Here is a 15,026-nt window from a genome sequence, read left to right on the forward strand (position 1 = left end):
ATATTAAAAACCATAAAAAATCGCGACTATTTATATCCTGGGTTCTGTTTGATGTTTTGCGGGTTTGTGTCAATCTGCTGTTGCGGAATGGGGAATAATCTGTTATGCGTATCTATCTGTACAAGTACACCGTTGTTGGTAATGTTATATTTTGTGAAATATGCATTCATTACGGTTTCCAAAGTATTGGTACGGACAAGATCAAAAAAGCGTAAGCTTTCAAATGCAAACTCTATCCTTCGTTCTTTTAAAATAGCCGTTCTTAAATCAGACTGACTAATTGTTAAGGGTTTAGCAGGCAGATTAGTACGCGGCGTTGTTCTAACTTTATTCAGGTAAACTACACCACCTCCCGGGTTCCCTGCTTCGTTTAAACACTCGGCATACATTAACAGCACATCTGAATAGCGAAGGATCGGAAAATCGACGCTGGTGTCGTTGGCTAATAAGATAGCCGGATCAAGATATTTGTTGACATGCGGCAACGCCGAGGTTACTGTACCTACGGTTATTGTCATGGATTCGGTTGCGGCCTTTCTGGCGTCATTAGGTTCAAATGCCTGATCAAGATCTGTTGTAGGCAGATTATACCCCTGGCCGCCAATAGGCTGTAGCTGCGTACCCATTGGAATAAAATTGACGTGCGCGGCCCTACCCTGGCTTGGCGTAAAGCCCCGTGAATATTGGATAGAAAAAATTATCTCTTTGTTATTGCCATTATTATATTTAAAAACATCCGCATAATTGCTCAGAAAGCCATAAATGCTGGCGGTATTATCAATAATATTTTTTAAAACAGGCGCGGCATCTGTGAATTTTCCCTGGAAGAGATAGACCCGGCCAAGCATTCCCAATGCAGCCCATTTAGTAGCCCTTCCTATATCGGCGCCTGTGTAGGTTGATGGCAATGCCGTTGAAGCATCTGTTAAGTCTTGCTGAATCTGCGCATAAACCTTTGCTTCGTCCGTTCTTGGATAAGCATACGTTTCGTCAGGTGAACTTAATTCTTTTACGATCAATGGTACGTCACCGAAAGTCTGAACCAGTGAAAAATAAAAGTAAGCTCTCAGGAACTTAGCTTCACCTATTATCCTGGTTTTTAAGATAGGGTCGTTAAATGTAACACCATCTATTCTGTTTAAAAGGATGTTGGCCCGGCTAATGCCTTTGTACAATGATGTCCAGCGCGTATTCAACACGGTTGATGATACGGTAACGGATGGCTCTATATCAAAAAAGTTAAAATCGCAAACGCCCGATAGGCATGTACCAGCACCTGGTTCAGCATCATCTGTAGTAATATCACCTACCATATAATCTGAGGCATTTGTCAATTGTAATACGGCATATATCGCATTATCCGCATTAATGATATCCTGTTGTGTGTTGTAAAACTCATCAGTAGTTCCACTTGTAGTGGGCTGAAGATTAAGAAAATCTCTTTTGCAGCATACAAAAAGCATGGTGCATATCAATATTGTAAGTTTCTTTTTCATAACAATGTGTACTTAAATTAAAATGAAAGATTGATACCAAATGTAACCGAGCGGCTAAGTGGATAGGAACCGTAATCGAGCCCTATTCCCTTAACGCCTTCGCCATATTGGTTTACTTCCGGGTTATAGCCAATGTATTTAGAAAACGTATATAGATTTTGCCCCGTAGCATATATTTTCAATGCGCTTATGCCCAGTTTTTTCAAAACGCTGGGTTTCACGGTATACCCCAACGATATATTACGGATCCTTAAATAGCTACCATCAAATAAATATCGTTGTACATTTGATGGAGCAAGGCCGATCGAGCCAATTCTGGGGTAGTTACCATCACCAGGTTCTGCTTCAGATTTCCAACGGTTAAGTACAGATACTGCTAATTGATTAAAGATAAGCTGGTTTGTACCTACAAACCTCGACCCTAAATAGTAAATATCTCCTCCCTGAACACCCTGCAACTGGATACTCAGGTCGAAATTTTTATAAGTAAACGTGTTGGTAATTCCATAAGAAAAATCCGGAGTTGGATTACCTAAAATAATCTGATCTGCCGGACTGATCACACCATCGTGATTAGTGTCCACAAACTTAGTATCACCGGGACCTGCCGCGGCCGAAAATTTCATTTGAGGATTAGCATCTACATCGGCCTGATTTTGAAATATGCCCGCTGTAGGATAACCATAAAATACGGCGAAGGGCTGGCCAACCTGGATAAGTTGAGTTACTGTGTTTTCACTGTTGGTGATAATAGATGCATCATCATCACCTAACTTAAGGACCTTGTTTTTATTAAATGAGAAATTCAGGCTGGTGCTCCAGCTAAACTGCTTTCCGTTAATATTGGTGGTTCTCAAATCAAGTTCAAGCCCTTTGTTTTCTACGTTACCTATATTACCGGTATAGGTATTAAATCCTGAATTACCAGGGATTGGCCTGCTGTATAACAGATCTGAGGTAACCCTGCGATAGATATCGGCACTTAAGTAAATCCTGTTCTTTAATAATCCTATATCAACCCCACCCCCTAATTGTTTGTTGGTTTCCCACGTTAAATTGGGGTTCGAAAAATTATTGGGTGCATAGCCCGTAGCTATCGCCCCATCGCCTGCGCCAAAATTATAATTTGAGGCAGCCAACACACTTTGCCATGCATAATTACCGATTGAAAAATTACCGGTTACACCGTATGATCCTCTTAATTTTAATTCACTTATGGTACTTACATTTTTAAAAAAGTCTTCTTCAGAAATTCGCCATGCTGCTGAAACAGAAGGGAATGTACCCCATTGATGTTGAGGCGCGAAACGGCTGGTACCATCGCGCCTAAAAGAAGCGGTTAAAATATATTTGTATTTATAATCATAATTTAACCTGGCTAAATAACTAATTAAACTCCAGGCCTGGCTGCTCAGTGAACCGCTAATAATAGAAGCCCCTTTAACATTTTTTACAAGATCATTAGCAAAAGTACCGCTTTGCCCTGTAAGCACTGTGGCGTCGGAATTACTTGCTTGTATGGAATAAACAGCGGTAGCATTTAAATGATGGTTATCGTAAAAGGTTTTATTATAACTAATTTGGTTATCCCAGGTATAATTACTGGCTGTCAGCCTGTTATCGGTGCTGGCAATATTGGCGATATTACCACTTTTCATCTCAGGGATATTTACCCCTACGGTAGCGGTACTCACGGTTGATGGTCTGTAAAAAAGCGTTGCAGCATTTTTATAGTCGCCGCCAAAACTCATTCTATACACCAGGTTCTTAATTGGGGTAAATTCAAGATAGGCGATACCTTGCACCCGGTATGTATTACTGTAGTTTAAGTAATTAGGGTCTTCTAACTTTTGCAGCGGAGATGTAATTGCTACGCTGCCGGTAAACGTTTTGGAACCTAATGTTTGCCCGTAGGTGCCATCCTCAAATTTGGCCGGAATAGTTGGCGGCATCATCAAGGCAGACAGTAAGGTGGCGCCATCACCCATTGAACCATTAAAATGACCATCGGTAGCCCTTAGGTTCTCTATCCCGTAGGTAGGGGCAATATTAAAGCCAGCCTTCAAATATTTATTCAAAGTCATGTTAACATTTGCCCTGAAAGCATAGCGTTTTAGATCGGTTGCTTTTAATATTCCCTGGTTAGCGTAATAATTCCCTGAGATGTAGTAATTCATTTTATCACTGCCACCTTGTGCACCTACCTGATAATTGGATGTCACGGCGGTTCTGAAGATTTCGCCCTGCCAATCTGTATTGGCTATCGCATCCGGGTTATCGTATATAGGTAAATACCTGTAAGCTGTCGGCCTGCTTGCATTGGGTGTAGCCGGATTTCCGCCACTCGCCAGCCAGGTGTATTGAAAGCCTTCTTTTTCAAATTGGATATATTGATCTTTGTTTAATACCTGCATTTTCTTGGTGGCCTCGCTTGCGCTGGTATAAAAAGAGAAATCGAATTTAGTTTTTTTAGCCGATCCTTTTTTGGTGGTAATAATAATCACCCCGTTCCCCCCGCGCGAGCCATAAATAGCTGCCGATGCGGCATCTTTAAGCACATCAATTTTGGCTATATCATTTGGGTTTATGGAGTTAATATCACTTGCGTCTTCAAGAGGTAAACCGTCTACAACATACAATGGCGCGTTACTTGCATTTACTGAACCGGTTCCACGGATCCTGACTGTGGGATTATCTCCGGGCCGGCCGGATCCCTGCCTTACTTCGACGCCAGGCATCTGGCCTTCCAGCGCATTTAAAACATTCCCCGTTACCTGTTTCTCAATTTGCGCGGCAGTTACCGAGGATATGGAATTGCTAACAGTCAGTTTTTGTTGCGTTCCATACCCCACTACCACAACCTCGTTTAACGATTTATTATCAGCAACTAAGGTTACATTATAGGTTAGCGCATTTTTAATAATTACTTCTTTACTGATATATCCAATAGATGAAAATACTAACGTGCCATTCAATGTCTTTAGATTTAACTTAAACAAGCCGTTTTCATTGGTGACGGTTACCATGTTTGTGCCTTTTACCTTAACGCTAACACCAGGTAGCGGCAGGCCGTCTTCGCCGGTAACTATTCCGCTAATGGAAATATCCAGGTGATAAAAACTGGCCTGCGGTTTATTTTCAAACAAGGCCCCATGTGCATTTATACTAAAAGCACATAGCAGTAATAAAATGTAAAGATTTCTCATTTAATTATATGGTTATTGGTTTGGTAATCACTATTAACTCTCAGCTCTCCGTCACTCAGTGACTATTACGTTTCCATCCGACTTGGCAAAAAAGTAAAAGGTCCCACGCGTAGCATTTATAGGCTGAGCATATAGTCTATTGCCCGCAATAGTGAATTTAAATGATGGATGATTAGCGCTTGCCCCGTTCAAAAGACCAAGGCTTGAAATTACAACAGCCACTTGTGCCGAGCCTGATGTGGCCTTATTTACTAATAAGAAATAGTTGGATGTATTAGCGTTGGAACTACTGGAATTTTTTACTGTAATATTTATAGTACCCCCATAGGTAATGGAACTTAATCCGGCATCGTAAAGCCCTATTACATTTACTTTGTTCGTGTCCGGAAATGCTACCGATCTTGTAACATAACTTTCAGCACCAAAAGACCCCATTACATCATATTTTGTTACAATGGCTGCCTTGTTGGTACTTTTCAAATTAATAATATTGTTAAAAAGGTTTTTTTCAGCAAGCCGGGTTAACGAATTGCCAGCTTTAATGATGTAGTGATTTATTAATGATAGGTCTTGCGTTCCAAAATAATTGGCGAATGTATTTGCATAATTAATGTTGTTTCCGGCTACGTTTACCGCGCCATAGGTTGTACTATCTATCTCTACTACGTTTCCCGAAAAGCTATCGATAGCATTGCCGTTTACATTAATGATAAAGTCGGTTATTGTGCCGGTAGCTTTAACAACGCTGTAAACCCCCTTTTGCCCAGACCATGCAAAATTATTTCCGGTAACATTCAAAGCTTTACAATTTTGAACCAGGATAGGTTCCTCCCCAGATTCAAAGAAATTGTTATTGTTGACAATTACCCAGTCGGATTGGTTATCAATTTGTAAATGATGCTTTTTATTTACTCTTCTAACAGCATCTGAAGGAAAGAAAATTACATTATTCTCATATTTTAATCCGTCTATTCCGTTACAATACACGGCAGTGATCAAAGCATCATTAGCGACGTTGCCCGAAAAAGTGCAATCATTGGTTGCCTGCCAGGTTGCAGATGGATCCCTGTCTACGTAAAAACAATAATTAACACCATTAAAGAAATTTGCCTTAGTAATTTCTATAAGGCCATTGTGATGAACTGCGGTACCTTCTGGTTTTACATAAATAGCTTTATCGCAGCCATTAAAAACATTGCCGCTAATTTCTAACTTACGGCAGTTCTTTATCTGAATTGCATTACCTGTTGTAGAAAATGTGAGACCCGTGATAACCGAATTATAATCGCGTGCCGTGTTATCGCCTACGTTTATTGTGCCCAACAATTTGGCTTTATTCCCAGTGATAATAAAATCTGTTGTACTAATAGTTACCGATGTAAAATTATAAGTCCCACTATTAAAACTTATCGTTTGAAACGGTTTCGCATCATTAAAGCATGATTGGATAGCTAAACTATCGTTAGTAACGCCATCCCCTTTTGCACCATACCAGTTCACATAAATAGGCCCTGAATAGATCCGTTTCCACCTCTTTCCCGATGCGTCTACTAAAACTGTCGCGGTATTATCGGCACTAACAACGTCAATAGTATCTCGGTACCAATTTCCGGTTCCGTAATCGGTAGAGGCTGCCTGAGTATAATTTGAGCTCGTTAAAGCTCTGATTTGACTAATTGTCCCAGTGAATACTTTGCAGGTATCAATTTTGGCAAATGCTGAATTGTACAGAAGTGCCAAAGTAAATAGAATGAATAGGTTTTTCATAAACAGTGGTTATATGGTTAGCAAAATGGTTAACGACTTTATTATATCATACCCCTTAATAGGGGTTATGATATATATTTATAATTGGTAGTATGTAAATATGTTATACATATATACAAATATGTAACATGTAATTATGATTTGCAAATTTTTGTTCATAATTTTTATAATACGTATAATGTGTGGAGAATCCGCTCACATTGATTACCTGATAGCCTAACGTTCCGCACCAAGTGGAAAGAATTGATAGACCGTCTCAAATTAAGCTACTGCCTATAATGACTGGGTTTAACCCCCTTTATAGTTTCATGCCTACTCACTTTGCTTCTTATATTCTTTTGGTAGCATACCCATTACTTCCTTAAAACGGTGTGCAAAATATTTAGTATCACTTATGCCTACCATATGCGATATTTCTTTTATGGAATATTGCCGTGTTTCAATCAGCCTGGCGGCGTGGTTTATTTTCACGGTGCGGATATATTCCACGGGGCTTTGGCCGGTGAGGCTTTTCAACTTCTTCACAAACACAGTGCGGCTCATGGGCATTATCGATATCAGGTCATCAACTGAAAAGGTGGGGTTACTGATGTTCTTTTCTATTTCCTGCTTTATTTTTATAAGAAAGCTTTCGTTAAGGTCAACGATCCGCAATTGCGATTTGCCGGCTACTTTGGCTTGTACGGTCGCTGTATTTTTTTCATCAGGGGTACTATATAGTCGTTTACGCTGTTCCATCATCGTCTTAATGCGCGAGCGGAGCAATTTAGCCGTGAAAGGTTTGGTCATAAACGCGTCAGCCCCACGTTCGTAGGCAGCTATTTCAGTATCGGGGTCGGTTTTAGCTGTTAAGAATATCAGCGGGATATGGCTGGTTAATGGATGATCACGTAATGCTTTCAGAAAGGCAAAACCATCCATTTTAGGCATCATAATATCGCTCACAATAAAGTCGGGCACCTCCTTCAGGACAATTGCCAGCGCAGCTTCGCCATTATTGGCTTGTAATACTTTATAATCTGCGCTCAACAAACCCGATAGATATTGCCGCAAATCATCATCATCTTCAATTAATAAAAGTGTATCAATTTGTGGGTTTGTTTTTTGGTCGGGTGATTTATCAGCTTTAACAATAATATCCGGTTTGATGACTGCGTCTGTAATTACAATATTTTCAAGCCGGGCAAAGTGGGCTGCGCCGGTCAAAAACAAAATAGTAAAGGTACTGCCTATATTTTGCTGGCTTTCCACTTTTATCTCGGCCCCATGGCGGTCTACTATTTCTTTTACAATTGATAAACCTATGCCGGTGCTTGGCTTTGTTTTATCCGGGTTATGCGAAACAAAGCGGCTAAATAATTCCCTGATAATTTCATTGTTCATCCCCGTCCCATAATCTTTTACCTGTACAGCAACTTTATCATTCGCCTGGAATATATTTATCTCTATAACTCCCCCTTTAGGCGTGTACTTAACTGCGTTTGATAACAGGTTGAACATCATTTTTTCCAGGCTATCAGGATCTAACCAAACACTTTTCCCCCTACTTTCATCATTAACCTTTAGGGTGATACCGTGCAGGCCCGCTGTGTTTGTAAAATCTCCGGCTATTGCTGCAATCTGTTCGCCAATGGCTATTTCACGCACTAACAAAAGCTGATTTTGTATTTTCCTGAAGTCCAGTATCTGGTTAACAAGCCGCAGCATCCGTTGCGAGTTCTTTAATACCAACTGCAAGCGGTCTTTTACCGACCGGTTTACCCCTTCTTCTTCCAGTAATTGTTCAACGGGTGAAACGATCATCGTCAGTGGGGTACGCAGCTCGTGCGAAATATCGGTAAAGAAATTGGTCTTCATTTCGGTTTGCTCCTTTTCAAGCAGCAAGCGGTCTTTCAGCCTGTAAAAAGTAATGATCCATCTGGATACGAAAAACACAAGGGATAAACCCGCAAGTAGGTATAAAATAATGGCCCACCACGTTTGCCAAATGGCCGGCACAATGGTTATAGGCAGCTGATGTTCATTATTGATCCAAAGCCCTTTGCTGTTGGTTGAGCGGACATGAAATACATAATTGCCCGGCGAAAGATTAATATAATTAACACTCCGTTCACGGGTGTCTATCCAATCGTTGTCTACACCATCAAGCTTATATTGATATCTCATCTGCCGGGTGTAGCTCATGTCCAAAGCGGCAAAAGATAGGGTAATAAAATTTTGTTTGCTATTCAGTATCAAGGCCCTCATGTCATCGATATGACTTGCAAGTGGCGAGGCATTGCCAATAGGCACATCATGATTAGCGATACGGAAGCCCGTGATAGCCATATAAGGATTAAAAGCATCGGCTTTTAATTTTGCGGTATTAATACTAATAAAACCGCCGGTAGTGCCCAGTATAAGGTTGCCCGTGCTGGTGTTGATATTGCCACCCTCTGAAAAGTTATCGCCTTTTATCAAGCGGGCAATGTCGTAGTGGTTTTCGAATGTATTTCTTACCGGATCGAAGCGCATCAGGTTAGCTTCACAAACTATCCAAAGCCTATGCTGCTCATCTTCCTTTATTTGCTGGATTAGGTCAGAAACTACTCCATTTTTTGTCGAGTAATTAAAAAAACGCGTAGGGAAACCTTTCTTGTCTTTATTTACCACTTTATCAAAACCACCACCAAAAGTGGCAATATAGATATCGCCATTGCTTGTTGTGCAGATATCGTAAATATCATTTGCGCCAAGCCCGGCGTTTGTGGGGCTTCGTTTATAATGCCGTATTTCATCCAACTTGTTCAGGGCAGTATTGGGTGTAATCACGAACAAGCCCAGGGTAGCCCCAACATACAATTTGCCCGCGCGGTCTTCGGCAATGCTACGGATATGATATGCTGCATTGATGGGGTAGTTTTTGAACTGATTTTTAAAATTGTAAAAACGCCCATCAACATGGTTATCTGCCAGGTTTAGCCCACCTGCATAAGTACCTATCCATACCCGGTTCCGGCTATCCACAAATACACGGTAAACCCGATTATCCGTAAGGCTGTATGGATCGGCTTTGTTGGTAACATAGTGCAATACTTTAAATTTTTTCCCCCAACCATCAGGCACCAATTTATAAACCCCTTCTCCTTTTGTGCCTATCCATATATTGCTTTCGGCGTCCTCTATCATAGAATAGGCCATTCCACCCAGTGGTTTCCCTGTGCCTATTACACCATCGCCGGTAATTATGCCCAGCTTTTGCCAACCGGAATTATAAATGGTGATAGTGCCGTCTTTAGTAGCTATCCACACCCGGTGATGACTATCTTCCAGCATACTTCGAACATTATTGTTGCCTTTTGGATTTACAACCGACAATGTAAACGCAGGGTCATTCAAAATTAGTTTTTCAATACCCTGCGACCGGGTACTGAGCCACAGGTTTCCCTGCTTGTCAGAAAAGCCGGCGTATAGCATCGATGAAAACAAATTGGCATCGGCAGGGCGCATATCAGCTACCGGGATAAGTTTGTCCGTCAACGGATCATATAAAACAAATCCCCCGCCCGATGAGTGTATCCAAAGATGATGGTTAATATCTTCCCATATTAAAAATTTAAGCGTAACCAGGTTATCATTTCTGGCTGCTGTTTTTATGGGGTAGTATTTAACGGTTCCGGTTTTTGTATTGAAACAAGTAACGCCACCTGTGCCTGTTTCAATCCAGGCATTTTTACGTGTATCGATGTAGCAGGACTTGATAACGGTGTTAACATTATCAGCCGAGGGGGATATAGCATATCTTTTCAAATTTCCCGTGGTGGCATCATAGCTAAAAAAATCGCTTTTAGCAGAACAAATGAGTAAATGCTGCTCATCAATTTTTTTCAGGGAGCCGATAATAGAATGTGACCCAGTGGTAAGCAAGCGAAATTCATTATTCCCTTTATTAAAGATATAGATATTGCCGTCACGAGATCCAAACCATATTTCATTACCTAATTCTACTGCGCTAAAAAAGTTAACCCCGTTGGTAAAATAGGAACGTTGCGACTTCAGGTCGGGCGAAAACTGGAAGAGGCCATTATCGGTCAGTATCCATGATCGTTTTTCCTTATCTTCGAATACTTCACGTACCTGGTCATCTATGTGCTTATCGTTACCGATGTTGAACAGCATGGGTTTAAAGACGGTATCTTTAAAACAAATGCACCCCTCGTTATTGCTTACCAGCCATACCTTACCAGATGCAGTGGGGATAACCTTGGATACGTGAAAGGGATTGTTTTTAAATTGCGGAAACCAACGGATATTTGAAAAAGTTTCAAGCCGTGGGTCAAAACGATATATATCATTATCATGTGTTTGTGTCCATATATAACCGTGTTTATCAAGGTATAATTTATCAAACCTATTGCCTCGCATTAAGCGGGTGTCTTCTTTGTTAAGGATATAGGAACGAAACGTCGCCCCGTCAAACTTACTGATACCATCCCATGTTGAGAACCACATAAAACCCTTTTGGTCCTGCAATATGTCCATTACCGTTTTTTGCGGCAGGCCATCTTCAATACCATAATGCTGTACGCTCAATTTAGGCTGAGCGGCAATGTTTTGGACATTCTGTAGAATCAACAGGGCGCTAAGTACCAGGATTATTCTCATTGTTAACTATTACTCAAATGTAACATTTTCACTTACCGGCACTTTCACGGACTGTGACGGTTACCAATAAAAGGGGTTATTTTGACCGATTTGGTAGGTCAAAATAGCGCGGTATGGGTTGTTTAGCGCTCATAGACCGAATGATTAGTTTATGATGATAAAGATTTGCGACAAGACTACAATTAGTTAATAATCAAATAATTATAAAATACAAAATACATTTATCGCCTCGTTCTATTCATCCAAACCGTCATCTTTTCTGAATCAATTTTCTATTATTTGGATTTTTCTTAAAAAATCGAATAATAGTTTAAATGTCAGCAAACAATTGAAAATCAACTATTTATAATTATTGTGATAAAATCGTACAATAAGAAGATAAATCAAGACATACTGTCGTGTAGCAGCCCGTCGATATTTGTTTCAATAAGCGGTTATCTAACTGCTGCCAATTACTAATCAACCGATCATTCAACCGGTTTAAAATTTCAGGTCAGGTACACACCTGATAAATGATTTTTTATTAAGATCATTTATACTGTGTACCTGTACAAATTTAATAACCCTTAATGATGCCCGCTACCTGGCAGCAGCGCAATAAAGCTTGGATTTTAATTCATAACCAATTATTAAATTTTAATCTATGAAGGTAAATTTACAAAACAAGGATGCCCTAAAATCATCTTACAGGCCAGGGCTGGTTTTACTAATTTTTTTGTTGGTGTTTATGGCGGAAAGCCATGCAGCTACACCAACGGCTAATCCTCAAAAAGCCTGGCTCATCCCCCGCAATCTTGCTGACATCATTGTTAAAGGTACGGTTGCTGACAGTAAAGGCCTGGGGATTCCCGGGGCCACGGTTAAGAATAAAGCTACCGGCAAATCTGTGGCGACGGATGCTAATGGCGATTTCTCTATTGCGGCCACATCGGGTAACGATGTGCTGGTAATCAGCTTTGTCGGTTACAAAACGCAGGAGATAACTATCGGCAACCGTAGCAGCATTAAAATTACGTTAGCAGAGGAAAGCACTTTACTTAACGAGGTGGTGGCCGTTGGTTTCGGTGCTCAAAGAAAACGTGACCTTACGGGTTCGGTGGTTTCGGTTAAAGCTGCTGACATTACTGCCCGTCCGGGTCCGAACCCTATCGAGTCGTTACAAGGCAGGGTTGCGGGTTTAGATATCACGCGCAGTTCGGGACAAGCTGGTGCCGGCGTTAACCTGCAATTGCGTGGTACACGTTCATTTACCGCCAGCGGCAACCCGCTTTTTATCATTAATGGTTTACCCGGCGATTATGCAACCCTGAACGCTAATGATATAGAATCAATAGAGGTATTAAAAGATGCTTCATCTACCGCGGTTTATGGCTCGGCAGGTGCAAACGGTGTAGTTATTATTACCACAAAAAGCGGGAAAGATGGCAAAATGAATATCGACTTGAACAGCTATTACGGCTACAACGGTTTTTCCATCACACCAAAAATACGCACCGGCGAAGATTATCTACAAGCCAAGCGCGATGCCTACTCTTATGTGTACGATGCAGCTAATAGCAAATGGACAACCACTGGTGCGCTTTGGCAATCGCCGGCCGATGATGCGACCATTTTTGGTGCCCAAAGGTATGCGTTGTATCAACAAGGGCAGTTTGTTGACTGGGCAAAAGAATTTTTACAGAAAGATGCCGCCACACAAGATTATAGCCTGGCAGTCTCCGGTGGTAATAAGAACACAAAAGCCTATGTATCTTTCAACTTACAGGATGAAAAAGGTCAGTATAAAGGAGATGATTACAAAAACTATTCAACGAGTATCCGCATAGACCACAGGGCAAAAGACTGGATATCTATCGGTACGAACCTACAGGCTTCCTATGTGATCAGGAATAAAGCCCAGGATAAACTGGAAAACGCGCTGGTTACCGACCCGCTGGTAAGGCCATACAATGTGGATGGAACACTCAATACCGATTTGGGTAACAACGTTTATAACCTGCTGCTTAACTACCAACCGGGTGTATATGCTAATCTTGATAACAATACTAAGGTATTCTTTAATCCTTACGTGGAACTGCGCCCGGTAAAAGGTTTAACAGTCCTTTCGCGTGCAGGTGTACATATGGATTATTCGAACACATACCAGTTTAATGGTATAGGCTCTGTTGCTTATGTATACAATAATGCCAACATTGCTAAAGCCAGTATCGATCAAAACCGTTACATAGGCCTGCAATGGGAAAACGTTTTAACTTACAATTTAAAGCTGGCGCAAAAGCATGAACTGACGTTCACAGGTGTTACTTCATATTATTATAATCAAAATACCAACACCCAAATGAACCAAAGTAATATCACCTCAAATAATTTTGAATGGTACAAGTTTACGGGTGACCAAAACAGTACAGCCATTTCCTCTTATACTATGTCTAAAACATTTGGTTTGGTAGGGCGTGTTAACTACTCCTATTTAGGGAAATATCTCTTCCAGGCTTCAATTCGCCGCGATGGGGCTTCTGTTTTATATTCTACCAACCGTTGGGATAACTTCCCGGCCCTTTCTGCAGGTTGGAGAATTTCGGAAGAAAAATTCATGGCGTTCTCAAGGCCCTGGCTTGATAACTTGAAGCTTCGCGCAAGCTGGGGCATTGCCGGTACAGCTAAAATTGATCCGTATAGTTCGGTTTCAAATGTGGAAAGCAACAATGCATCATTAGGTGGCACTACAGTACCTATTTACCGCAGTTCACCATTCCTTACCAACCCCGACCTGCACTGGGAAAAATCGCACAATACCAATATAGGCTTAGATGCGAACCTATTTAATAACCGTATTGACCTGGCGGTAGATTATTACATCACAAATACCGATGGCGTAATTTACAGCGTATCCGAACCAAGCATTTATGGCACTTATAAACCCGGCGTGCAATATCAAACCTACCTTAATATTGCGCAAACCAATAATAAAGGTTTTGAAGTTGCCCTGAATACCCGCAACATCGTCACCAAAGATTTTGAATGGAGTTCCAACCTGACTTATTCAATAAACAGGGAGAGCATCCTTAAAATAGTTGGTGGGTTATCTAACAACATTGCTAATACCAACACGCCTTATACGCTTAGTATTGGCCAACCGGTAAATTCCTTCTTCAACTACAAACTGGATGGGGTTTGGCAAATAGGGGAAGAAGTTGATGCTGCAGCATTTGGCAAACGCCCCGGCGATTTGAAAGTAAATGTTCCCGGTATGACACACGTCGCCCCAGGCGTATATTCAAAACAAGCCGCCGATGGTACAACAACTTACTATTATGCTAACCTTGCATTGGCTAAACCATTTAATTCAGCTCTGACGGCTGCATCAGCAGTTTATAATTACAGTTCTGTTGATTACCAAACGGTGGGTCACAACAGCCCTAACTGGTCGCTTGGTTTTCAAAACCAGTTTAAGTATAAAAACTTTGACTTGACTGTATACGCTTATATGCGCTGGGGACAAACCATCAGTTACAACATGATGGGCTGGTATCAACCTAATAGCTTCGCAACCAATGCCAGTCCTTCGCGTACGTTCCCGGTTTATTTCAACTATTGGACACCGACTAATCCATCTAACGATTTCCCGGTAATGAATTACCTGGCGACCAGTACAACAATGGTAGGTTTTTCAGGCTTGAACTATGTAGATGGTTCATTCTTCAAGATCAAAAACATCACGCTTGGTTATACACTGCCTACAAACTGGGCAAAAAAGATCTTCATACAGCGGTTACGTATTTATAGCACTGTTACCAACCCATTAATTATTGCGAAAAGCCATTTGCTAAAACAATACGACCCGGAAATGAACGGCTCGCTGGCGTATCCATTAACCAAACAGGTTGTATTTGGCTTAAACGTGACACTTTAA

The 15,026-nt window shown here is 41.1% G+C and carries 5 protein-coding genes; 1 reads left to right on the top strand and 4 read right to left on the bottom strand.

Going from position 1 to position 15,026, the window contains the following annotated elements:
- Positions 1–26: 26 nt before the first annotated feature.
- The 4 genes from IRJ18_RS12390 to IRJ18_RS12405 all read right to left on the bottom strand — a co-directional run bounded on the left by IRJ18_RS12390 (position 27) and on the right by IRJ18_RS12405 (position 11,113).
- Positions 27–1,496 carry a RagB/SusD family nutrient uptake outer membrane protein gene (locus tag IRJ18_RS12390; protein ID WP_194106512.1) on the bottom strand — a complete coding sequence of 490 codons (1,470 nt, stop codon included), beginning with the start codon at positions 1,494–1,496 and terminating at the stop codon, positions 27–29.
- 17 nt (positions 1,497–1,513) lie between these two features.
- Entirely contained in the window at positions 1,514–4,702 is a 3,189-nt protein-coding gene (locus tag IRJ18_RS12395) for a SusC/RagA family TonB-linked outer membrane protein (protein ID WP_194106513.1), read from the bottom strand.
- A gap of 51 nt (positions 4,703–4,753) precedes the next feature.
- Positions 4,754–6,469, bottom strand: a complete 1,716-nt coding sequence (locus IRJ18_RS12400) for a glycosyl hydrolase family 28-related protein (protein ID WP_194106514.1) — start codon at positions 6,467–6,469, stop codon at positions 4,754–4,756.
- Between the two features lie 312 nt (positions 6,470–6,781).
- Positions 6,782–11,113 carry a two-component regulator propeller domain-containing protein gene (locus tag IRJ18_RS12405; RefSeq protein WP_194106515.1) on the bottom strand — a complete coding sequence of 1,444 codons (4,332 nt, stop codon included), beginning with the start codon at positions 11,111–11,113 and terminating at the stop codon, positions 6,782–6,784.
- Between the two features lie 643 nt (positions 11,114–11,756).
- Between IRJ18_RS12405 and IRJ18_RS12410 the strand changes: the two genes are divergently transcribed.
- Positions 11,757–15,026, top strand: coding sequence for a SusC/RagA family TonB-linked outer membrane protein (locus IRJ18_RS12410; protein ID WP_228072721.1), 3,270 nt, complete (start codon positions 11,757–11,759; stop codon positions 15,024–15,026).

This window comes from Mucilaginibacter boryungensis (assembly GCF_015221995.1).
Lineage (GTDB): Bacteria > Bacteroidota > Bacteroidia > Sphingobacteriales > Sphingobacteriaceae > Mucilaginibacter > Mucilaginibacter boryungensis.